The sequence below is a fragment of the Niastella vici genome (assembly GCF_002077945.1).
In the GTDB taxonomy this organism is placed as follows: Bacteria; Bacteroidota; Bacteroidia; order Chitinophagales; family Chitinophagaceae; genus Niastella; species Niastella vici.
Map to the genome: position 1 here is coordinate 1 of NZ_LVYD01000090.1, position 23,141 is coordinate 23,141.

19 protein-coding genes are annotated in these 23,141 nt (G+C 39.0%); 4 read left to right on the forward strand and 15 right to left on the reverse strand.

The annotated features are described in order from the left end of the window. Positions 1 to 261 precede the first annotated feature (261 nt). From A3860_RS34215 to A3860_RS34225, 3 genes are all read left to right on the forward strand, one after another. The gene (locus A3860_RS34215) at positions 262 to 717 is read left to right on the forward strand and encodes a hypothetical protein (protein WP_081155091.1); all 456 of its coding nucleotides are present in this window, start codon (positions 262 to 264) and stop codon (positions 715 to 717) included. Between the two features lie 3 nt (positions 718 to 720). Next, positions 721 to 1,077, forward strand: coding sequence for a hypothetical protein (locus A3860_RS34220; RefSeq protein ID WP_081155093.1), 357 nt, complete (start codon positions 721 to 723; stop codon positions 1,075 to 1,077). 147 nt (positions 1,078 to 1,224) lie between these two features. After that, entirely contained in the window at positions 1,225 to 1,680 is a 456-nt protein-coding gene (locus A3860_RS34225; RefSeq protein WP_081155095.1) for an energy transducer TonB, read from the forward strand. Positions 1,681 to 2,211: 531 nt separating this feature from the next. Here the strand turns inward: A3860_RS34225 and A3860_RS34230 are convergent. The 3 genes from A3860_RS34230 to A3860_RS42175 all read right to left on the reverse strand — a co-directional run bounded on the left by A3860_RS34230 (position 2,212) and on the right by A3860_RS42175 (position 5,256). Next, complete coding sequence (locus A3860_RS34230; protein ID WP_216823573.1) at positions 2,212 to 2,589, reverse strand: four-helix bundle copper-binding protein; 378 nt, start codon at positions 2,587 to 2,589, stop codon at positions 2,212 to 2,214. Positions 2,590 to 2,785: 196 nt separating this feature from the next. Then, the gene (locus tag A3860_RS42170) at positions 2,786 to 3,328 is read right to left on the reverse strand and encodes an HAD-IC family P-type ATPase (protein WP_216823574.1); all 543 of its coding nucleotides are present in this window, start codon (positions 3,326 to 3,328) and stop codon (positions 2,786 to 2,788) included. Between the two features lie 14 nt (positions 3,329 to 3,342). After that, positions 3,343 to 5,256 (reverse strand): heavy metal translocating P-type ATPase, encoded by a 1,914-nt coding sequence (locus A3860_RS42175; RefSeq protein ID WP_216823575.1) that lies wholly within the window; start codon positions 5,254 to 5,256, stop codon positions 3,343 to 3,345. A gap of 507 nt (positions 5,257 to 5,763) precedes the next feature. Here A3860_RS42175 and feoB point away from each other — a divergent pair. Then, complete coding sequence (gene feoB / locus A3860_RS34245) at positions 5,764 to 7,881, forward strand: ferrous iron transport protein B (RefSeq protein WP_081155099.1); 2,118 nt, start codon at positions 5,764 to 5,766, stop codon at positions 7,879 to 7,881. Between the two features lie 117 nt (positions 7,882 to 7,998). Here feoB and A3860_RS34250 read toward each other — a convergent pair whose 3' ends face one another. The 12 genes from A3860_RS34250 to A3860_RS34305 all read right to left on the reverse strand — a co-directional run. After that, the gene (locus A3860_RS34250; protein ID WP_081155102.1) at positions 7,999 to 8,943 is read right to left on the reverse strand and encodes a DUF2279 domain-containing protein; all 945 of its coding nucleotides are present in this window, start codon (positions 8,941 to 8,943) and stop codon (positions 7,999 to 8,001) included. A 207-nt stretch (positions 8,944 to 9,150) separates the two neighbouring features. Beyond that, complete coding sequence (locus A3860_RS34255; protein WP_081155105.1) at positions 9,151 to 11,133, reverse strand: heavy metal translocating P-type ATPase; 1,983 nt, start codon at positions 11,131 to 11,133, stop codon at positions 9,151 to 9,153. A 9-nt stretch (positions 11,134 to 11,142) separates the two neighbouring features. After that, on the reverse strand, positions 11,143 to 11,760 hold the full coding sequence (locus A3860_RS34260) for a hypothetical protein (RefSeq protein ID WP_081155107.1): 618 nt from the start codon (positions 11,758 to 11,760) through the stop codon (positions 11,143 to 11,145). A gap of 85 nt (positions 11,761 to 11,845) precedes the next feature. Continuing rightward, positions 11,846 to 12,160, reverse strand: coding sequence for a ferritin family protein (locus tag A3860_RS34265; RefSeq protein ID WP_081155110.1), 315 nt, complete (start codon positions 12,158 to 12,160; stop codon positions 11,846 to 11,848). A gap of 58 nt (positions 12,161 to 12,218) precedes the next feature. Next, positions 12,219 to 13,538, reverse strand: coding sequence for an NRAMP family divalent metal transporter (locus A3860_RS34270; protein WP_081155113.1), 1,320 nt, complete (start codon positions 13,536 to 13,538; stop codon positions 12,219 to 12,221). Between the two features lie 259 nt (positions 13,539 to 13,797). Beyond that, positions 13,798 to 14,529, reverse strand: coding sequence for a ZIP family metal transporter (locus A3860_RS34275; RefSeq protein WP_081155114.1), 732 nt, complete (start codon positions 14,527 to 14,529; stop codon positions 13,798 to 13,800). 107 nt (positions 14,530 to 14,636) lie between these two features. Beyond that, positions 14,637 to 15,113: an MgtC/SapB family protein gene (locus tag A3860_RS34280; RefSeq protein WP_081155115.1), complete on the reverse strand. Its 477-nt coding sequence runs from the start codon at positions 15,111 to 15,113 to the stop codon at positions 14,637 to 14,639. A gap of 298 nt (positions 15,114 to 15,411) precedes the next feature. After that, entirely contained in the window at positions 15,412 to 16,623 is a 1,212-nt protein-coding gene (locus A3860_RS34285) for an efflux RND transporter periplasmic adaptor subunit (protein ID WP_081155116.1), read from the reverse strand. A gap of 29 nt (positions 16,624 to 16,652) precedes the next feature. Further along, positions 16,653 to 21,020, reverse strand: a complete 4,368-nt coding sequence (locus A3860_RS34290; protein WP_081155117.1) for a CusA/CzcA family heavy metal efflux RND transporter — start codon at positions 21,018 to 21,020, stop codon at positions 16,653 to 16,655. A gap of 4 nt (positions 21,021 to 21,024) precedes the next feature. Beyond that, complete coding sequence (locus tag A3860_RS34295; protein ID WP_081155118.1) at positions 21,025 to 21,222, reverse strand: hypothetical protein; 198 nt, start codon at positions 21,220 to 21,222, stop codon at positions 21,025 to 21,027. A 65-nt stretch (positions 21,223 to 21,287) separates the two neighbouring features. After that, positions 21,288 to 21,611 carry a DUF6660 family protein gene (locus tag A3860_RS40805; protein ID WP_143774408.1) on the reverse strand — a complete coding sequence of 108 codons (324 nt, stop codon included), beginning with the start codon at positions 21,609 to 21,611 and terminating at the stop codon, positions 21,288 to 21,290. 312 nt (positions 21,612 to 21,923) lie between these two features. After that, the coding region (locus A3860_RS34305) for a multicopper oxidase domain-containing protein (RefSeq protein WP_081155120.1) at positions 21,924 to 23,141 on the reverse strand (1,218 nt) is incomplete at its 5' end.

Below are 23,141 nucleotides of genomic sequence, written 5' to 3' on the forward strand. Positions count from 1 at the left end.
GAGGCAACGAACCGCTCTACCCGGAACCTTTTTATACAGCATTTGAAGACATTAGCAGAGTTTGCAAGCCTCAACGGATGGGTAAAATTTTGATGACAAAATGACAAATTAGAAAGATAAAAGATTAAAAAAGAATAAATTATAAATTGGGTTTCTTCGAGAAATAACGTATTATAGCGGAAGCTGAAAACTCATATGACTTTATCCTGAAATCGGAAGCAACGTGAATGGTTATATTAGCAATACGCCCTATACAATGCTATGATTAAAATATTTGAATATCATCAGGAGTTAGATTGCTTTGTAGTAAATCCTGTATATAAAAAAATTGCTGATTCCCTGGGATTAACTGAATGGAACGAAGTGGTTTGGATTGGTCGTTTCTTTTCTATGGATAATGACTTTGGAGAGCATTGGTTTGATAACTGGGGCTTGCGGACTCCATTGGAGTCAAAGGCTGAAGAATTAGGGCTGGACACAACAGAATTATTCATTCTGGACCCTGATCGCTTCAAAAATGATCACGATGGCCCCTGCCATTCTCCAGAAGAACGGATTTCGTTTTGGAAAGATGTTTTAATGTCTTTGCATTTAAGCCATGAAACTTTATTTCGTGAAGCAAGAAAACTCAATCAGGAAAGAATGCAATATGATCCTGAAGATTATATTCCTGACCTGGAAGAAAGAATCATTCTAATAACTAACAATATGACATAGGCCATGAACGAAGCACATATACAATTTCAGGAAGTCTTCGATGAACTCTATGCGCTTACAATACACAAGAAAATGAAGTTCTTGGAAGCCCTAATGTTTTATTTTACAATTACCTCTCGTGGAATATGGTCAGATGATAAACCATCCGATGCTGAAAAAGTAGAAGCATTCAAATGGTTGAATGAGTTATCGCATAGAATTTGGAATTTACAGTTTGAGCTCCAACGAGGTGAAGACAGCGATAGTATCATCCGACTGTATGAAAACATGAAGTTTTACGGGGAACAGTCTGGTTTATTGAGAAGCCATTTGTTGCCCACAATTTTAGCTGCATTCGAAAATTTTAAAGCAAGGATGTAATAGGCCTGGTTGTCAAGAATGGAGAGATATTAACTGCTCAACTAATAGCCAATTCATGGTAAAAGCAAAAATGATAAATAGTCTAACGAACATATCTATTAGTAAAATAGAGAATCAGATAACCGCATTTTTATATAGGGAGTAAATATGTTTACAAATTTATTTTTATTATTTACGTTGTGCTGGATAGTTGGCAATCGATTGCCGGCTAATGGTCCAGAAACGAGCTGCCTCTACTATTATAATAGGTCATTAAAAAAGAACGTTTATACAACTTGGGAAATTGAACCGGAGTTTCCGGGTGGAGCTGCAGCTTATGTACGTTTTTTAAATAAGAATCTAAGGATTTCCGAGGATACCGTTGATGATGCAACCTCTCTTCCAATGCCCAGGATGAAATTTATTGTTGACATAGATGGGCAAATAATTAACCCTTGCATTCAGGGTAAAAATGATACTACACAGCTCAATTCTCTGGATAAAGCGGCCCTGGAACTCATGAAAAAAATGCCCAAATGGATACCTGCCCGATGCGCAGGAAGAGTGGTAGCTGCAGAAGTGAATCGTCCTTTGGCAATTTGTATAAAGTGGGAAACTGAGTAAATACTTACTTATTTCTAATAACAGTATAAAAAAATAAGAATGGATAATCGCTGGATTAATTCTCAAATGGATTCGAACTTACTTTAACGTATTCATATTGAGAACAATGACTGATTTACTATGGATGGATATAAAATTATTTAAATTAAAAACCCTTCAAATCCAACGATCTGAAGGGTTCATTTTTATCGTCGGGTCAGCTGGACAGATTTCGAACCTGTTGATGCAGGATTTAAAAGCATTAAAAGAGTTGGTAAACCTCAATGGAGGATTGATAGAATAGGGAATATCTAAGTAACTAGCCTGACAAAAAGACAATGATAATTTTTATGTATTTATAATTATAAGACATTAAAAAAAATATAACCATTAAAAATAAGGCATTTGATTTACAAACCGCCTATTTTATTATTAAAGGTTACTATCAGTTTCTAAATAATCTTATTGATATATTTCGTAAAAGTTTTATTCCCCACACCGAGATAGCTGGCGGGGCATCACTATCCCCAAACAGTTTTTGAAATCAAAGTACTATGCCATTTGCTGTTGTCCATGATGCTCATGACAGGCTTGTTCGCATCGGCGGCAAGCAGCTGCACAAGCCTTGCAATGGTCATGATCATGTTTACTACATTCTTCTGCGCATATGCGGCATGCTTCCTCACAAACAACAAGGTAAGAATGGAAAACTTCTGCATCTCTGATAGCCAGTTTTGCCCCTAAAAAGCATATCTCTGCGCAATCTCTGTCTAGTTCAATACAATGGGCCATTGTTGAAACATCCTTCTCTTCTAAACAGGCAGCCATGCATTTTTCACAGGCTTGGGCGCATTCCAATAAAATATTAGTCAATTCATGATGTTCATGTCCTGAATGATGGTGACCTGCGGCAGTATTAGATCGTTCCATAAAAATTATTTTTAAGTTTAAAATTCAAACTCTTCAAAAAACAGGCCACCAGGATATAATCATTTACTTGAAAGTCTGGTCATAATGGGATACCCACGGTTTATTGGTTTTTAAAAAAATAACTGTACCCCAAAAAATGGTTAAATCAGGAATATTTTCCCCTTTTTAGTTTAGAACTTAATCAAGAATAAATTTATTAAGTTTTGTACGCTAACAACCTCAAAGCATTGAACACTACTACCAGGGTAGATCCTTCATGGGCAATAACTGCCGGGCCAATAGAAGCAATGCCTAAAATAGTTAATGGAATAAGCAATGCAACCACTCCAAGACTTATAACAAGATTTTGTTTTATAATATCTTTTGCCTGTCTGCTTAGCCCGATAGCAAAAGGCAGAAGATTCAATTTATCGCCCATTAAAGCTATATCCGCTGTTTCCAGTGCCACATCACTGCCTGCTGCGCCCATAGCAATACCCACTGTGCTTTTTGCCATAGCAGGAGCATCGTTTACACCATCACCCACCATGGCAACTTTATTTTCCTCTGTGACCAATTTTTTAATAGCATCTACTTTTTGTTCAGGCAATAAACCACCCCATGCATCGGTTATTCCAACTTGCTTGGCAATCGCTTCTGCCACTTTTTGGTTGTCACCGGTAAGCATAATCGTCCGGCGAATACCAATTTTCTTTAGTTGAATTATCGTTTCTTTTGCTTCCTTTCTTTCGGTGTCCATTACGGCTACCATTCCTATATATAATCATTATTTTTTCGAATGACCATAGTTGTGTTTCCTTCTTCTTCTAATTTCCTGACATCATTTGTAACTTCCTCACCTGGCTTGTTATTATCCAACGATTCGAAAAGAGCAAGATTACCCATGTATATGGTATCCTTGTCCAATACCGCTTTTATCCCTTTTCCGAGCATTGCTTCTAAATCATTTGCATGTGGAAAATTCTGATCCTTTAACTTTTTTTTTCCATCTCTTACAATCGCTTTTGCAATGGGATGGTCACTCAAAGATTCAACAGCCACTGCAATTTTTAACAACTCGTCTTCTTTCATTCCATTAAGTGGTACAACTTTAGTCAGCTTAGGTTTACCTTCCGTTAAAGTTCCTGTTTTATCAAATGCCAGCGCGGTTAACATGCCCAAATCTTCCAAAGGCTTACCACCTTTGATTAACACACCGCCTCTTGCTGCTCTGGCCACACCACTCAATACAGCACTGGGTGTTGAGATCGCCAGTGCACAAGGACTTGCCGCAACCAATACAGACATGGCCCTATAAAAACTTTTGCTGAATGGTTCATCAATAACCAGAAAAGCAAAACATAACAATACAACCAATATCAATACGACTGGAACAAAATACTTCTCAAATTTATCTGTGAAATGCTGCGTTGGTGATTTTTGTGTTTGTGCTTCATTCACCAATTTAATTATCCGCGATATCGTAGAGTCACTGGCAACTTTTGTTACTTTTATTTCCAGTGATTCGTTGCCATTTATGGTTCCTGCATAAACTCTGTATTTGGCATCCAGCTTATCCATCTTTGCAATGTCAATATTTTCATCTTCAATGGCCTCCTTATCTACCGGAATACTTTCACCGGTAATGGGAGCTTGATTAACACTGCTATTGCCGTTAATAACGATGCCATCGGCAGCTATTTTTGTATTTGGTCTTACTACAATTACATCACCTTGGTTCAGATTTTCAATCTTCACTTCTTTTGTTGTTCCATTTGTTTTAAGCAATGCTGTTTTGGGTGCTAACTCTGTCAATGCGGCAATAGATTTGCGGGCCTTTTCCATTGCAAAATGCTCCAGGGCATGGCCTAAGCTAAATAAGAAAAGCAACAATGCACCCTCCGCCCATTGTCCTAAAATGGCAGCGCCAATAGCAGCAACCAACATCAGGAAATCTATTTCAAACTCACCCTTTGTAATAGCTTCAATGGCCTCTTTAGTCGTAAAGAAGCCACCAAAAAAGTAAGCGCCTATATAGAACGAAAGCGGAATGATTGAAGATATACCTTGCACAAAGGAAAGACCAAATCCTGTTCCCAATAGGGCGCCGCAAATAATGCTAAATATAAGTTCAGTGTTTTTTCCAAAAATACCTCCATGACTGTGCTCATGTTGTTCTCCTTCATTATCGTGGGAATGATCGTGGTCATGATCATGTACTTCATGGTCATGTTCTGCCGACTTTTTTATTATTCTTAGCCCAATTTTTAAGATATTCTCATAAACCTGCTTTTCATTAGTTAAGGAAGTATCATACTCGATCATTAGTACTCCCCCGGAAGAAGCGGAAACAGATAAAATGCCTTCTCTGCGTTTGAGTTCGGTTTCTATAAGCCTCGTCTGTCTTTGATGGCGTATACCATCCACCTCAATTAACAAATGATGATACCGATTAGTAATTTCTGCACCCGCTTGTTGTGCCAATTTTTGTACCTGTTCAATACGAATAATATCGGGATCATAGTGAAAACAAAGCTGGGCTTTTGAATGATCTGTTTCTGGAACAATATGGGCTTTATCAATGCCGTTTTGATTTTCCATAGCCGAAACAATCCTCTTAACACAAGCATCTCTTTCGTCCGGCACATCAGGTAAAATCAAATCCAGGTTTATTTTGACCTTTTCCATAATATTTTATTGAAAATGAATGAATTCGCTTTTGTACATGAAAAATCGGTGCCACCTAAGGGGTCATAAATACATATTTTATTAAAATAGTCATTATTAATGATAAATAAAGGTTATTTAAGTGCCTTTTAAGAACCCGGTAAAATGGAACCAATAATTCTTATACCCCTTATTGCCTGCCGTTCCTGGGATTATATAAAACTTTGGCGTAAGTGAACAAACTACCAACCAATCCAAAACGATCTAATCCCATAGGTTTAAAAAACATGGTAACTCCCCATACAAAAAACAGGATATCCTCAAATTTTAAATGGCATTGCGAGGCATAATACAATCCTAAAAGGAAGGGATAATATAAGAATGTAAGAATGAATACCAGGCCATCTGTCAGCATGAAGCCTGCATCAGCAAGTATCAGGCGTTCCAAATATTCCCAAATCTTCTATAGAATTTACTAATCTCGCAACTTATTGCTTTTGAATCAAAGTAATTTTGCACCTCTTTAAAATGGCAAAGAACATGTTATATATTGCATTGGTAGGTAATCCTAATAGCGGCAAAAGTTCCCTATTTAACTGTTTGACCGGTTTAAATCAGAAAGTAGGCAATTTTCCAGGGGTTACGGTGGATAAAAAGACTGGCTTCACGTACATTTCCGATAAAGTGATTACCACGGTTATAGATCTTCCAGGAACATATAGCCTTTACCCAAAACAACCTGACGAGTGGGTTAGCTATAGGGTTATGATGGGGCAAGACGGTCAAATTCAAGCAGATGTTTTGGTTGTGGTGGTAGATGCCAGCAATTTAAAACGGAATCTTCTTTTTGCTTCCCAGATTATTGATTTGAAGCAGCCTGTCGTAATAGCTCTTACAATGGCGGACTTAGCCAAAAAGAAGGGTATCCAAATTGATCTGGCTGAACTGGAACGGGAATTGGGTGTTCCGGTATTATCCATTAACCCCCGTAAGGAAAAAGGTATAGTGGAACTTAAAAAAGCAATTGAACAAACAGCATCCCGGATTTATAAAATGCCTGTTCGGGATTTTATCCCAAATAAGGAACTTGCTTATCAACCTATCGAAGAACTGCAGGCGCTTTTTCCTAAAGCAAGTGATTACACAGCCATTCATTACCTTATTAATCACGAACATTTCAATTTGGAGGACTCTTTACAGGATAATATTGAGCAAATTGAACGCAGGCATAGCTTTAACCATACGAAAATTCAGGCTTCAGAAATACTACAGCGATACAACCGCATTAAACACATTATGCAGGTAGCCGTGTCGGAACCTAATCCTCACCAACAAACCCTCTTTACTGAAAAGCTGGATAATATCCTCCTGGATCGCAAATGGGGATATGTGATCTTGCTTGGAGTGCTTTTTTTTCTATTTCAAAGCATCTTTTGGTTAGCCCATTATCCAATGGATTGGATCGAACAAGTTTTTTCAGTACTCAGTGCATGGCTTTCCACAACCTTACCTCAAAAATGGTGGAGTGATCTATTAATTAATGGTGTAGTGGCGGGGTTAAGCGGAATTATGGTCTTTGTTCCGCAGATTATGATTCTCTTTGGCCTTATCACTCTTTTAGAAGATACAGGCTATATGGCTCGTATTTCCTTTCTTATGGATAGGCTTATGCGAGGAGTAGGACTCAATGGAAAAAGTGTTATGCCTCTTATTGGCGGTTTTGCCTGTGCGGTACCGGCCATTATGAGTGCAAGAACTATTGAAAACAAAAAGGAACGACTCTTAACAATTTTAATAACCCCCTTAATGAGCTGCTCGGCAAGACTTCCAGTGTATGTAACCTTGGTTGGACTGGTAATTCCGAATAAAAGCCTTGCAGGAATATTTAATTTGCAAGGTCTGATTATGATGTGCCTTTACTTACTGGGAATAGTTACAGCCTTAGTTGTCGCCTGCGTGGCCAGGCATTTAATCAAATTTAACGGAAAGAGCTTTTTTATTTTAGAACTTCCCATGTATCGCTCTCCACGCTGGAAGAACTTGGTACAAACAATGATCAATAAGGCAAAAATTTTTGTCTCTGAAGCAGGAAGAATTATTATGCTGGTTAGCCTTCTACTTTGGGGTTTGAGTTCTTTTGGTCCTTCTAAACGAATGGCAGAGATAGAAAAACGGTATGCTTTGGCGAGGCAAAACGCTGCTCTTCCCGCTGATTCTTTAGAAGTAGAATACAAGGCTGCTAAACTGCAAAACTCATATGCCGGTATATTTGGAAAAGCCATAGAGCCTACCATAAAACCCTTGGGATATGACTGGAAAGTAGGCATTGCGATACTGGCTTCTTTTGCTGCAAGAGAAGTATTTGTAGGAACTATGGCCACAATTTACAGCGTGGGCGATGATGAGGAAGGATTGCGGTTACGGGACAAACTTAGAATGGCAAAATGGCCGAATGGAAAACCAGTTTTTACGCTTGCAGCAGGTATATCACTCTTGTTATTCTATGTGTTTGCCATGCAATGCGTGAGTACACTTGCAATTATTCACCGGGAAACTCAAAGCTGGAAGTGGCCTATTATTCAGTTTACTTACATGACCACCATTGCTTATTTGATGAGCCTGCTTGCCTACCAGATTCTGAAATAAATAATATCTTTTTATAACAGGTTCAACCGTATTCTTTATACTAAATCTTAATTGCTTTCTCCATATTTGAGAATAGAAGTTGCTTTATTAAAATTGGAGTGGTTTATTTTTTTCTCGTTAAAAATGCAGCCAGTGACCCCGGATCCTATTATTTGAAAATTCAATAGAAGGGGCCGGAAACTTTATACTATTTAATGCAGTAAAAAGTGATTGTATAATTTTATTTTTTGACTTAATTTTTGTTAAGTCTATGTCTGGGGCAAGATACCATTGACGAAAGCGTTTTATATCTGTACGATTAAATGTTATCTGACCATTTTTATCGAAGCCAATATTTTCGTTTGCACCAAACATACCTTCAGCTCCATATCCAATTGCAATATTGAGCCAACCAGGAAGTTTTCTATTTCTGAAAATTCGGGCAAGGCTAAAACTCATCCAATAAGTTTGTGCATTATAATCTTTTAACAGACGCTCTGCCAGACTTTTGCCATATAAATCATTCGCCCTTGCTAATAATTCGTTGCTATATAGAACTTTATGGGAAGAAAACTTTATTTGTAGTTTCTGTTCCTTCCAGGCAAGTTGTTGTACTAAAAAGATAGAAGATCCTGCGAAATTGGCAGAAATGTCACCCCAGCTCCATCCCCACTTGGCCGAATGGGCATCTAAGAACTCAATCACTGTCATATAGCTAAAGCCGCTTAAAGTGCCTATTAATACTGATTCATTTGAGGTACATCCCGCCCATTTCCACAACACATACAGTAACCTGCTCGTATTATAAGCTGTCCATAGGTGACCAACTTTGTCTATTTGTAGCCACTCACTATTATCATCGAACGTATGGAAAGAAGATTTTGGATAATCTTTATACCAGGCTTTGTTCAAAAAATATAACGAACCTGTATAACCAGCAAAAGACGCACCCGCTACTACAATTTTTTTATGATTAATGTTAGAGGCAGGAAAGGAAACTTCAATGCCTGGTTTGAAAGTAGAATCCTGTGCTATTGCAGAATTCACAATGAAAAACGAAATGACAAGAGTAATTTTTTTCATTTTGAAAGAAACTTAGAACACCTTTTTTAAATCCATTACTTTTACATTCCAGGGAATCAAACACTGGCGTTAAACGACAACAAAAGAAATAAAAGTACAAAATGGAATAATACACTTTATGTGCTTCTTACTGATTTTAAAGGCATAATTAAACACTCATTTATTTTATTATTTCGTTATTGAATACAGACAAATAAGTTTCACAAATCAGAATTTCATCCGCTGTATCCGCACTGCATTTAGAATTGCTAACATTGCCACACCCACATCAGCAAATACAGCTTCCCACATGGTAGCAAGACCGCCTGCTCCAAGAATGAGTACAATTAATTTCACGCCAAACGCCAGCCCGATATTTTGCCATACAATTCTATTGGTTGCTTTACCAATACTGATAGCGGTTGCTATTTTTGAAGGATGGTCGGTTTGTATGATAACATCGGCTGTTTCAATAGCAGCATCGCTGCCTAATCCGCCCATTGCAATTCCTACGTCGCTTAATGCAAGTACAGGTGCATCATTAATACCGTCACCTACAAATGCCACTACATTCATTTTATCCTGCTTTATTGATTCTACTCTTTGAACCTTATTCTCCGGTAACAGATCGCCGTAAGCCTTATCAATGCCCAACAACCTGGCGACTTTATCTACCACAGCCTGCTTATCGCCGCTGAGCATGGTTGTTTTTACATTCAATTTATGCAAGGCATCAACAGCCTGTTTACTGTCCTCTTTTATTTCATCTGCTATGGTTAAATAACCAGCCAGTTTTCTGTCTATGGCCACAATCACAATAGTATCCACAATTTTTCTCAGCCCATCATTAACCGACACTCCCATTCTATCCATTAATTTAACATTGCCTGCCAGCACTTCTTTCCCGTTCACTTCTCCCTTCAGTCCATGACCACTGATTTCTTCCAAAGCGTTCACCTTAATATTGTCCCAGCTATTACCTGCATATTCGACAACGGCTTTAGCTACAGGATGGGTTGATTTTGCTTCTAAAGCCGCTGCCAGAGGAAGCCATTGTTCTTTAGACATATCATAGCTTTCTACTTCCTGTACTTTAAAAACAGCTTTGGTAAGCGTTCCTGTTTTATCCATTACTACCTGGTTTATTTTGGTCATTAGATCCAGGTAGTTGGAGCCTTTAAACAAAATACCATTGCGCGAGGCAGCACCAATACCCCCAAAATATCCGAGAGGTATCGAGATAACCAATGCACAGGGACAACTGATCACCAAAAAAATCAACGCCCTATAGAGCCAGTCGTTGAAAACGTAATTGCCAACAAAAAAATAAGGAATGAGTGTAATGCCGATAGCCAGAAATACAACAATGGGCGTGTATACGCGTGCAAATTTGCGGATGAATTGTTCTGTTTTTGCTTTTCTGGTTGTGGCATCCTGTACCAAAGTCAATATTCTTGCCAGCGAACTATCATTAAACAGCTTTGTAACTTTTAACTCAACTACTTTTTCCTGGTTAATCATTCCTGCCAGAACTGTTTCCCCTTTTGTAAACGTTGAAGGCTTACTTTCACCGGTTAATGCGGAAGTATTAAAGGCGCTTCCTGCACTTAGCATTTCTCCATCCAGCGGAACTCTTTCTCCTGCTTTTACCTGGATGGTTTCTCCAATTTGTACTGTGGTCGGGTCAACAGATATATAAGTGTCATTGCGCAGTACATCCGCACTATCGGGTCTTACATCCAGTAATGCCTTAATGCTGCGCTTTACCCGCTTTACCGCTGCCTCTTGGAACAATTCACCGACTGAATAAAACAACATTACGGCTACACCTTCAGGATATTCCCCTACATAAAAAGCACCGATGGTGGCAATACTCATTAAAAAGAACTCCGTAAACACATCTCCTTTAATGGCCGTTTTTATTCCTTTTATTACAACCGGCAATCCAACGGGCATGTAGGCGATAATATAAAATACCAGCCGGGTCCATCCGCTAAACCATATTGGTTTTATCCAGTTGTCTAAGGCAATACCAGCCATTAAAAGTATAAAACTGGTAATGGCCGGCACCCAGGTATTCCAATCGGGATTTCCCTCACTGTGATTGTTCCCATCCTTATTGGTTCTAAGGGAAATCACCTTTGCCGCCTGGTCAGTTGAACAACAACCATCCTGTTGTTCCATTGATCCTGTATCATGCTTATGTGTCATAAGTTTCATTTAATGTAAATAAAATGTAACAATACCTACTATGATCAAAACCAACCCGGTTATTCGTTTTTCATTTTGCTCTATAAAATGGGAATTTATCATTTGAATTCCTTTATGTGCCAACATAACAAGCGTGATAATGCCTGTGATACTTATTACTGCATACACCAATGCCAGCAGTAATATGCTATCCCACCCATAAGCCCCGGCTGCAAGAAAGAGGCTCTCTACCTCCAGGCAGGGTGATAAAAACATAATAAACGCAAACATCATTATCCATTTTGTTTTTGATCTCTTGTATTGTTGAATATCCTTGTTCGCTGTATGATGATGGTGTGGCAGATTTATGGAGAAATAAATTAACCCAAATAAAATTAATAGTACCGGAGCTATAACATGTACATATTCTTCATATTCATGGGCCAGCCTGGTACCCACTCTACCTAATGCAACACCAAGAATAGCTGTACCCAACACATGTGCAGACGCAGTTATGGAGGTCACCATCATGAGTTCAAATTTTTCCCATTTTTCCGCTTTGGCAATGGCCACTAGTGGCAACCAATGGTTGGGAATGAGTGCATGTGTGATGCCTAATAATATGGTACCTGTTATGATGCTGTACATTTGTCTTCTAAAAGCTAAGTTGTTTGCTTATTGCTTACTTTCTATTATCCCATGAGGTAGAGCTATATTTAATACTAAAGGATTGCTATTCCACCTTTTCTTCACCCTTTTTTGCCAGTTTTACAATATCACCTGTTGTAAAGAGAACGGATTTCAAAATAGTTCGCCACTCTGGTTTTTTTCTAAGCAGAAATTCAAGATCCATTCCAAAATGTTTAAACTCTTCCTGTTGAGCATCTTCCATAATTGCTTTAGCGTCTTTATTTTTTTCGAGCGATATTCGCTGCTCATACCAGCCAATAGCTTCCGCTTCCTCGATTAAGGAAGTGATCATACGGGCGAACGTTCTGGTTTCTTCAGATAACTCCTGTGCAGGTTCATGGTATTGATCAACTGGCATAATATTGGTTTTAGATTGTGATTAAAATGTTTACTTATTTCTAATTATCTTAAGTAATTTAACTGAATTGAAAATAAATTAATGCCCCGGCCGCTGCTGTCATTACAATCATTGTTATTATCCCGAGTATGTTTGATAGCGCTCTGTTTGTATAATCACCCATTATTTTTTTGTTATTGCCGATATGTAACACGATTGCAATAAGAATCGGCGATGTTAAGCCATACAAAATGGCTGTATAAATTAATGCCTGAATGGGACTAACCCCGACATAATTCAACATGAGTCCCGCTGCCAGGGAAATACCGATAACTATATAAAAAGACTTTGCCTGGCTGTATTTTTTATCTAAGGTTCCTTTCCAGCCAAATGTTTCTGATACTATATAGGAAAAAGAGCCGCTTAAAACGGGGATAGCGATAAAACCGGTTCCAATAACTCCTAAAGCAAATAGAAAATAAGAAGCTTTGCCAGCTACAGGCTCAAGGGCCTTTGCAGCCTGTTCTACTGTGTCTATTTGCTTAAGCCCCGTACCGGATAAGGCGGTACCTGTGGCAAGTATAATAAAGTACATGACCACGTTTGACAAAAGCATACCAATGTTTACGTCAAGTTGCATTTTTTGAATAAGCAGCTTTATAAAATTTTTCTCTCTTCTATAGGGTTTTTCCCCATCGCTGTTTTCACGGTATAGCTTTCTTCTGGCCAGTACCAATCGCTTTTGTGCTTTTACGTCTTCTGCTTCCATGGTTACCTGCCAGAAAAAAAGATAGGGAGATATGGTTGTACCCAATATGGCTACTATTATAGAAAGAAATTCCTTATTCCATTTTATGGTTGGCAAAAGCGTGGATCGCAAGACTTTTTCCCAAGAAGGATGGGTAAAAAAAGGGACAGCGATATACAAAAAGAGAGAAAGACATAAATATTTCAGAATCGAAACAATTTTATGATAGGGCAAATAGACAATAAGGATCAAAAGAATAATTGTAAACGAAATACTAAAAAAAATAGGTTTTATGGATGGTACTATTAAGTTCGCAACAGCTCCCATACCTGAAATATCTGCTCCTATGTTTAAAATAATTGCCGGTAGGCTTAAAATCATCATGAAGTAAAGCAACAGCCTGGAATAATTATCTCTGATAATCGATGTTAGACCGATAGAAGTCACCAGCCCTATTCTGGCACACATTTCTTGCATAGACGCCATCAGCGGAAAAGTTATCAACGCAGTCCATAATGTTGATAAACCAAATTTTGCTCCAGTTTGGGAATAGGTAGCTATGCCCGAAGGGTCATCGTCACTAGCGCCGGTAATTAAACCCGGGCCCAGCACCCGGAACAATTTTTTAATTTTTGCTAAAAAACCTGTCATAGTGTTCACGTAATTTTTTAAGAACCCTGTTTTTTTTATTAACAACCACCATCAGGTACACAAGCACTAATAAAGGAGTAATGCTATTGACAGAAATTGAAAACAGCGACCGGAAGAATGCTCTGTGGGAAAGAGAGTAAAAATCTGCCCCAATACAAATAAGAAGCATGCACAATATGATATAAAAAAATAATCGCATTGAGTATCTTTTGACTGCATTATAAAATTTACAAACCCAATGGACAAATACATCCTTCTTTCAGATAATCATTCCCAAAATCAAAAAAACTAAAAAGCCTGTAAAGAAAGCCGCAGTATGCCAAACCGCTTCCTTTTCTTCATGTGCTTCTATCAATAATTCTTCCGTTACTAAAAAAAGTAGTGCTGATAAACCAAAAGATAAAACAACCTCCATAGCACTATCTGATAAATTGTGCAGTAAGGTGGCTCCCAAAACCGCACTGGTAAAAAATATTATCGAAAGAAGTGCTATAATGGTTATCGATTTTTGTTTGGGCAACTTATTTTGCCCCAATTCAATTGCCGTGGCCATTCCAAGGGACAGCAATTCAACCGAGAGAGCAATTGCAAGTAGCATACCTTCCTTGGTGCCCGCTGAAAATCCGATGCCCAATAACAAACCATCAATAAAAATATCAACACCTATACCTACCAGCAGGCTCAATGGCAATTTGCTTTCTATAACTTTTACATCTTGATCTTCTCTTGATTCTGCAAACTTTTTAATTAGCAACATCGCAATTAAACCCAGGCAAAAGCCAATAATAATCTGCAAAGGTTTATGTTGTTTTACGATATCCGGTAGTAATTCAACGGCTACTACCGAAAACACCACGCCAGCTGCAAAATGCAAAATCAAGCTCCTTATATTGCCATTGGGCTTTTTATAAATAGCGGCAATGCCTCCTGTGACCATTGTAAAAACGGGTATCAGCGAGAACAGTATTATTTTTTGAAATATTGCTGACATGATCCTTTTTTAAATAATGATTCTAATGTTCCCCTTTTGCTTATCTGTTTATCTAAGTACCCGAAATTCCTAATTCCTGGAATAATTCAATTCTGGGTTCAGGCATTTCAGTAGTTATAATCAGCTTCATCTGCTTCATTATGGCTTTTCATCATTTTCTCCTTCCATTTTATATACCACTTCTGATGATGTAATGACAATAAAAAATATAATGCCACTGCCCCAATGATAGCAATGATGAACATATTAACTCCCACAGCTACACCAACCGCCGCCGTACACCAAATAGTAGCTGCTGTGGTTAACCCATGGGATGTACCCGAACTATTGTTGCGATATATGATACCAGCTCCTAAAAAACCTACCCCTGTAACAATATTGGCAATGACCCTGGAAGCAGCAGCCACATCGTTAACAAGGTGGTTTGCGACAGCCGTAAATAAAGTGGCACCTATACAAACGGCAGCATACGTTCTTATACCTGCTTCCCGGCCATGTCTTTCTCTGTCGTAACCAATAAATGCACCCAGCAGGAAGGATACAATAAGCTTCAAAACGATGATTAATTCCCCTTGTATATCCATAATTGATTGTTGGAAGTTTTATAAAATAAAAAAGTTGCGAAGACAATTAGCTCCGCAACTTTCAAATTAAATATAGGTGCGTATTACACCATTACCACCCCAAACATACCCAGAATGGAAGCAAGTATTACCACACATTTCCAGCAATACATACTGTTTAATTTCATTTTTACTCGTTTTATGAATGTAAAGATACATCCTGCTTCGTTTTAGTATTGTTAATAATTGCTATGCCCAGCTTGCTCCCATCCATTAACAATGCTCATGGCGACGTTATAAAGCCCAGACCCATAATAAATTACTCTTCTTCCTCTACATTATTCATCTTGGACAGTAAATCGTAAGCACCGTTAACTACAACTTTGTTGTTTCTGTCAAAGCTTTCCGGTAAAATCACTTCTGTATACCCGTTTTCGGAAACACCTGTAGTTACCTCAATTTGTTTAAACGCAATATGTTTTTCAGCTGGCTCATTTTTTCCCTCGCCCGCAGGTTTCTTTTCCTCTTTCAATTCATCTGCCGCAATAAAAATATATGATTTACCAGCGGCTTGCACGATAGCCTTATCGGGCAGTGCAGTAGTGGTAGCCAAACCGGTTTCTATAATTCCTTTCAGGAACATTCCCGGCAAAAGTTCCTTGTCTTCTTTTATTAAACGGCAATGCACCCTTACCGTTCTGTCTGTGCTTATTTCCCTACCAATCAGGCTTATTTCTGCTAACCTTTCTTTTGTTTCATTATTCAGCACAAACCTCACCTTTTGCCCGGCTTTTATTTTTGGCACATCTTTTTCAAACACTGCAAGCTCAACATGCAATTCCCGTGTGTCGGCAATTTCAGCTAATGCTTCATTAGCATTTACGTACTTACCTACGTTTACGTTCACCTTAGTAACATAACCTGGGGCCGGAGAATAAATACTGGTTCGGCTGCTAAGATTTCCGCTGCCTACATTATCGGGATTAATATTTATTAATTGCAGTTTTGATCGTAATCCCTGTACTTTTGCCACCATGCTGTTATAGTCACTGCCCGCTTTTTGCAGGGTCTTTTTTGCATTGACATTTTCTTTAGCCAGTTCCTGTTGCCGGTCTAATTCTTCTTTGAGATATGACAACTGGCTTTTAAAATCAAGGTAATCTTGCTGTAATTGAATAAATTCAGGGTTTTCCAGAACAGCAATCACCTGGCCTCGCGATACCAATTTCCCTTCAAGTAGTGAAACCTGCTTTACCACGCCGCCATAAGGAGAAGATATAGTAATCAATTGTTGTGGGGGAGCTTCTATTTCACCGGAAGCCCTGATAACACTGCTGAGATTTTTTTCATCTACATTGCCATATTGTATATTAACGGTTTTAAATTGCTGTTCTGTTAATTCCACCATGCCGCGTTCTTTGGTTTTCTTTTCTTCAGCCACTGGTTCAGGCTTTTCTGCGGATGAGCAGGCAGAAAATAATACAGTGGTGAGCGAGCATATAATAAGTGAACTAAAAAATTTCTGTTTCATATTAATCTTAGTTTTAGCACCGGGGTTTATTAGTTGATACCTGCAATAAATTCAATGTCGATAACAGTTTGATTGTATTGATTTAAGAGTTTAATAAACTCCTGTTTTACGATTACAGCATTATTGAGCGATTGGGTTAGCTCATAATAACCAATTTCTCCGGCAGTAAAGGCTTTTTGCGCCTGTGTGATGATAAGATTGGCCTGGGGTAATGCTGTATTTCGGTAATAATTAATTTGAACCCGTTGTTTTTGAAGCTCTCCAAAGAGTCTCACCGCCTCTGCCTGCAAGGTGTATTGATAATTGGTCAACTCTGCTTCCCGGCGTACCCGGTTTACTTCAGCCGCTTTAACTTTTTCCTTTTGCGCTTTTGCAAAAATGGGAATGCTAACGCCAAGCTGCCCACCCTGGAAACGCCGGCCTGCTCCATAATATTTCTCTGTACCATCTATCGTTTGATAACCCACCAAAGATTGATTAAAATAACCTATAGAAAAATCTGGCTTTAGCCTTGCCTGCTCAACCCCCTTTTCCTTTTCAGCAATATCTATCTGCTGTTTTATAACTGCAAGGGTAGGGTTGTTTGCAATGCCAGCGCTATCCAATCCTACCTGTATGGTTCTTTCAAGAAGAGAGGTGTCGGCTATAGCGGTAACAGAAGAATCGGCCGTAAGTATTTTCAGGCGGTTTAACTCAATCTTGTAATCTTGCTCTGCATTACGTAATTGCGCCATTATTTCATTGACCCGGCTTTGAGCATTATAATTTTCAAGTGCGTTTGTTTCACCGGTTTTATACCGTAATGAAGCTGCTTTCAATACGTTTTCATAAATAGCCAATAACTCTTTCAGCAAACGAATTTCTTCTTGCCAATAGGTTACCTGGTAATACGATGTTTTCGTATTGGCACCCAGTTCACTTTGATACACCTTCAATTGCAGTTCACTACTTTTTATGTTGGATTCCGATAATCGTATCAGACTTTTGAAATACCCGGGGTTGGGTATGTTTTGACTAATCGTAAAATTATTATCGTAAGCTATCCGGCTATTATACTGGCCAAACATAACTTCAACATTGGTTTTACCATAATCCTTTACCGTTCTGCTTAATTGTTGTTGGTAACGAATATCCAGTGAACCCACTTTTACCAAAGGGTTATTTTTCAAGGCAGATGCTAAAGCCGTATTCAGATTTATAACAGATTTTGTTTGGGCATTTATAGCTTGGAATGAAGCAAAAAATAATATCAGCACTGAAACTACTTTAGCCACCGAAGGCTTTGGGGTTTTATCTTTTATCTTCTCAAACCAGGCGTATAACACCGGCAATACCACCAGGGTAAGGAAAGTGGCCGTTAATAATCCTCCTATCACTACAGTAGCCAGTGGCTTTTGTACTTCAGCACCAGAGCCTTTTGACAAGGCCATTGGGAAAAACCCTAGCGAAGCAACGGTTGCGGTCATTAATACAGGTCTTAGCCTGACTGATGTTCCTTTCAAAATGATTGTATGTATATCGGTCATACCTTCTTTTTTTAACCGGTTAAATTCACTGATCAGTACAATACCATTTAAGACCGCCACGCCAAACAATGCTATAAATCCAACACCTGCCGATATACTAAATGGCATGCCACGAATCCATAAAGCAAATATGCCTCCTATGGCACTCATAGGAATTGCAGTAAAAATGAGTAAGGAATATTTGATAGAACCGAATGTAAAGTAGAGTAATAAAAGTATTAATGCCAGTGCTACAGGTACAGCCACCGATAATCGCTTATTGGCTTCTTCCAGATTTTTAAATTGCCCGCCATATGTGATAAAATACCCTGGTGGCATTTTTACCTGTTTATCAATTTTCTTCTGCATTTCATTCACTACCGATGATATATCCCTACCCCTTGTATTAAAGCCTACAATTATTCTTCGTTTGGCGTCTTCGCGTTGAATTTGATTGGGGCCCAATTGCAAACTTACTTCTGCCACTTGTTCCAAAGGAATCTGGTTTCCATCGGGAGCAGCCACAAATAGTCCCTTTACATCCTCAATACTCTGGCGGCTGGCTTTTTCCAATCGAACTACCATATCAAATCTTCTTTCTCCTTCATACACAATACCGGCTGCTTCGCCTGCAAAAGCGGCGCTCACCGTACGATTTACATCCTCTACATTCAATCCAAATTGAGCAATTTTGTCCCTGTTGAGTTTAATTACAATTTGCGGAAGACCGGTTACCTGCTCCACATATAAGTCTTCGGCGCCTTTCACGGTGGGAACAATAGCACCAATTCGCTTAGCTAGGTCCGCCAATACTTCAAGGTCTTCACCAAATATTTTAATCCCTACATCCTGCCTCACACCTGAAATCAATTCATTGAACCGAAGTTGTATGGGCTGAGAAAAACCATAAGAAATGCCTGGTATCTTTTCCAGTTCTTTTTGCATCTTTTCGGCCAGCTCTTCCCGGTTGTCAGCACTTGTCCATTGTTTTTTGTCTTTCAATAATATGGTTATATCACACGCTTCGATCGGCATAGGATCAGTAGGAATTTCGGATGCGCCAATTTTACCGATTACCTCCTTTACTTCGGGAAACTTTTTCATCAGCATATCGGATGCCTGCGTGATCTTATCAATAGTCTGGCTTAAGGAACTTCCGGTCAGCAACCTGGTTTCTACCGCCAAATCGCCTTCTTCCAATGTTGGTATAAATTCACCGCCTAATGTTTTAAAAATAATGAGACTTATGGCAAACAACCCCACCGCTATGCCCACCACCAGCAACTTCATTTTCAGCGCACCCTGTATGAAAGGGGAATAAAGCCGCTGAAAGAAATTCATCATTTTATCTGAAAGATTCTCCTTATGGCTTATTTTTTTGCTAAGGAATAAGGCACTCACCATAGGCACATATGTTAGCGATAGTAAGAATGCACCAAGTATGGCAAAGGATACTGTTTGAGCCATCGGGCCAAACATTTTTCCTTCAATACCAACCAATGACAGAATGGGTAAATACACAATTAAAATAATGATCTGTCCAAAGGCGGCAGAGTTCATCATTTTACCGGCTGATTTATATACTTCCTCATCCAGTTGCTCCTGGGTAAGCCGGGCAACCCGTTTATGCACCAATTGGTGCATGGTTGCTTCTACAATAATTACCGCTCCATCCACTATCAATCCAAAATCAATAGCTCCCAAACTCATAAGGTTTCCGGAAACACCGAATACTTTCATCAGTGCAATAGCAAAAAGCATTGCCAGCGGAATAACAGATGCTACAATCAGACCTGATCGAATATTACCCAAAAAAACAACTAAAACAAAAATTACAATTAATGCACCTTCTATAAGATTTGTTTTTACCGTATTTATGGCCCTACCCACGAAGGCGCTCCTATCCAGGAATGGTTCGATAACCACTCCTTCCGGAAGGCTTTTTTGTATTTGCACTATCTTTTCCTTAACGCGGCCTATAACTTCACTCGAATTAGCACCTTTGAGCATCATTACGATGCCACCAACTACCTGTCCTTCGGTATTTCGGGTTAGAGCGCCATATTGGGTAGCGTGCCCCAATTGCACAGCGGCTATATCTCTAACCATTACAGGTGCGCCGCCGGAAGTACGCTTTACAATGATCTTTTCAATGTCAGTAGTCGTTTTAATAAAACCTTCAGTGCGGATAAAGTAGGCATTGGGTTTTTTATCAATATAGGAACCTCCTGTATTTTGATTGTTTTTTTCCAGAGCATTAAACACATCTGCTATTGATAAATTATTACTACGAAGTTTATCAGAATTGATTGCAATCTCATATTGCTTCAACAACCCGCCAAAACTGTTAACATCCGCAATACCAGGCGTGCCGAGCAATTGTCGCCTTACGATCCAGTCTTGCAGGGTGCGAAGTGACATGGCATCGTACTTATTTTCATAGCCTTTTTTGGCATGTATAACATACTGGTAAATTTCACCCAACCCGGTTGAAATGGGTGCCATCTCCGGATTGCCAATGTTATTTGGTATCTGGTTTCTTGCTTCCACAAGTCGTTCACCGACTTGCTGCCTGGCCCAATATATATCTGCATCATCGTGAAATACAACTGTAACTACAGACAAACCGAACCGGGATATAGAACGGATTTCTTTGACTTCAGGAATCGTTGCCATTGTTTGCTCAACCGGAAACGATATTAACTGCTCCACTTCCTGAGCTGCCAGGGAAGGACTTAGCGTAATAATTTGCACCTGGTTATTGGTAATATCAGGTACGGCATCAATAGGTAGCTTTTTTGCTGAATAAATACCCCAAATAATCAATGCCAGCGTAAAGAGCCCAATGACCAATTTGTTCTTGATGGAAAATTGAATGATTTTATTGAGCATAAGCCTAATTATGTATGGTATTATTTGATATAAGACGATAGTACCTTATCATGATAGCTATTATAGCCAGCACCATTATGATGCCACCCACTATCATGAAAACGATTTTGGTAACCCGCATCCACGTTGGCTTTGCAGGATCTTTTATTTTGCTGTAAACGGGCAATTTACGGGTTGATGACCTTTTTTTCTTTTTAGCCATAACCACATTTTGGAAAATAAAAAAATGGAAATCAACTATGCAGAAGAATACATAGCATAGAGCGATTAAGCTACCAACTGTGGCGGTTGCCAGATAGGAAAAGAAATTTCTATTATATCAGCTGGGAAAAAAGAAGTAAATGTTTTGTTGGATGGAATACTCAAACAGCTAATAGAAATGGAATAATGGTTGATTGAAAATCCTGCGCAACAGGTACAATGACAAAAAGGAGAACAGGCATCATTGTGATCTTGTTTATTTTGCTGTTGGGGGATGTTTGAATGGGTAACTTTTGCCTTTGTCGCGTTCATTGAATAGTCACCATCAGCACATGGCTGACAACTAAGTGCTAATACAATGAATGCCAAAACAAATGCTAAAATACGCATGGATGCAAAAGTACGGGGTTTTGTTTCAAATTTATCAACTTTTGGGCTGCTAAAATCTCAATATGGTTGCAATTATAGGCTTTTTATATACCCTAACTCAAAGATTTACAATAGTATTTCAATAAAAATCCATGGAATGCTGGAAATTTCAATAATAACGGGATCGCCACAGGAAGTTAATTATTAATATAAAAACTGCTTTTTTCATACCTATATTTTTAGTTCAATTTTTTGAGGTTCTATTTGTTCTTTTATTTTTCATTTAAAACTGAATAACTCAATGTATGTACCGTAACATACATGAGCATGTTTCTAATAAACTATTGTTATTCCCGCACCTAAACCCATATCGCTATCAAGGTGGGTGGAAAGGTTAAAGTATTTGGTTACGATATAACTGAAACCAAGCTGGTATTCCTTATCAGTGTTAACCAGAAAGTTGAACCGTAAGCGTTTTGAAACAGGTATATCTTCCCGTTTTAACTGGAAGCGCAGCTTCCCTTCACTATCAATAGAACCATCGGCAATGAGTAACATGGGAAGGGTATACTCAATACCTGCATGAAATACTTGTCTGAAGTTTTTTGTATTGGTTTGTCCGAACAAATTCGTACGTGGAGCGAGTAGTTGTCCGAACAAATTTTTTTCAAATGGGTTTTCTAAGGTTCGCTTACGGAAGTCCCAGCCAATATATGGAAATAACCATTGCATTCGCCCTAAGTATCTTCCGAAATGACTTTCACTTTCGTAACCGTGGTGCTGATTTAAGCCAACGCGCCATTCTGTCTGCAACCGGTAACGTGTGTTTGCAAACATCAGTTCCCCGTCACTGCCGTTGCTTTCCAAACCAACCTTTGCCATTGGATGTACCATCCTATCATCGGCAAATAATTTGCGTTGGGCCAATTTGGGGTTTGGTATGTCGGGATTGGGCAGATTATTGTCGTATCTGAAAATCCTGCCCATACCACTCATCATGTGGTATAAAATGTGGCAATGAAAAAACCAGTCACCTCCGGGTTCCGTGGCGGCAAACTCTATTGTATCCTGCTCCATCGGCATCATGTCTATGATATTTTTCATAGGCGAATGTTCGCCCTGGGCGTTCAGCACCCTGAAATCATGGCCATGTAGGTGCATAGGATGCCGCATCATGCTGTTGTTGAACAGGATGAGTTGTACGGTTTCCCCCTTTTTTATGAGAATCCTATCGCTTTCTGACACCACTTTGTTATCCAGGCTCCAAACGTAGCGGTTCATATTTCCGGTAAGGGTAAAATGCAATTCTCTTAGTGGCCCGGCAGGTAAGGTAGTTTTATTAGGATCACGCAACATGGTGTAATTCAGGGTTACAATGTCGGGCGTTTCCGCTGCCATATTCATCCCCTGCATACTATTGCTGTCGGGCATTTGCATGTTGTGCATATCATGCCCCTGCATATCACCAATTTTCTTTTCCGTTTTTTGGTTTTCCTCACCGGTTACTTCAGGATACATGACAGTGTTCATATCCATTATCTGGTTTTGCAT

What these genes read in the sequence shown, in the direction of transcription:
- A3860_RS34215 (WP_081155091.1), top strand. Translation starts at nt 262, where the DNA reads ATGATTAAAATATTTGAATATCATCAGGAGTTAGATTGCTTTGTAGTA.
- A3860_RS34230 (WP_216823573.1), bottom strand. Translation starts at nt 2,589, where the DNA reads ATGGAACGATCTAATACTGCCGCAGGTCACCATCATTCAGGACATGAA.
- A3860_RS42175 (WP_216823575.1), bottom strand. Translation starts at nt 5,256, where the DNA reads ATGGAAAAGGTCAAAATAAACCTGGATTTGATTTTACCTGATGTGCCG.
- A3860_RS40805 (WP_143774408.1), bottom strand. Translation starts at nt 21,611, where the DNA reads ATGCGTATTTTAGCATTTGTTTTGGCATTCATTGTATTAGCACTTAGT.
- A3860_RS34280 (WP_081155115.1), bottom strand. Translation starts at nt 15,113, where the DNA reads ATGGATATACAAGGGGAATTAATCATCGTTTTGAAGCTTATTGTATCC.
- A3860_RS42170 (WP_216823574.1), bottom strand. Translation starts at nt 3,328, where the DNA reads ATGGACACCGAAAGAAAGGAAGCAAAAGAAACGATAATTCAACTAAAG.
- A3860_RS34265 (WP_081155110.1), bottom strand. Translation starts at nt 12,160, where the DNA reads ATGCCAGTTGATCAATACCATGAACCTGCACAGGAGTTATCTGAAGAA.
- feoB (WP_081155099.1), top strand. Translation starts at nt 5,764, where the DNA reads ATGGCAAAGAACATGTTATATATTGCATTGGTAGGTAATCCTAATAGC.
- A3860_RS34275 (WP_081155114.1), bottom strand. Translation starts at nt 14,529, where the DNA reads ATGTCAGCAATATTTCAAAAAATAATACTGTTCTCGCTGATACCCGTT.
- A3860_RS34260 (WP_081155107.1), bottom strand. Translation starts at nt 11,760, where the DNA reads ATGTACAGCATCATAACAGGTACCATATTATTAGGCATCACACATGCA.
- A3860_RS34225 (WP_081155095.1), top strand. Translation starts at nt 1,225, where the DNA reads ATGTTTACAAATTTATTTTTATTATTTACGTTGTGCTGGATAGTTGGC.
- A3860_RS34220 (WP_081155093.1), top strand. Translation starts at nt 721, where the DNA reads ATGAACGAAGCACATATACAATTTCAGGAAGTCTTCGATGAACTCTAT.
- A3860_RS34255 (WP_081155105.1), bottom strand. Translation starts at nt 11,133, where the DNA reads ATGACACATAAGCATGATACAGGATCAATGGAACAACAGGATGGTTGT.
- A3860_RS34285 (WP_081155116.1), bottom strand. Translation starts at nt 16,623, where the DNA reads ATGAAACAGAAATTTTTTAGTTCACTTATTATATGCTCGCTCACCACT.
- A3860_RS34270 (WP_081155113.1), bottom strand. Translation starts at nt 13,538, where the DNA reads ATGACAGGTTTTTTAGCAAAAATTAAAAAATTGTTCCGGGTGCTGGGC.
- A3860_RS34295 (WP_081155118.1), bottom strand. Translation starts at nt 21,222, where the DNA reads ATGGCTAAAAAGAAAAAAAGGTCATCAACCCGTAAATTGCCCGTTTAC.
- A3860_RS34250 (WP_081155102.1), bottom strand. Translation starts at nt 8,943, where the DNA reads ATGAAAAAAATTACTCTTGTCATTTCGTTTTTCATTGTGAATTCTGCA.
- A3860_RS34290 (WP_081155117.1), bottom strand. Translation starts at nt 21,020, where the DNA reads ATGCTCAATAAAATCATTCAATTTTCCATCAAGAACAAATTGGTCATT.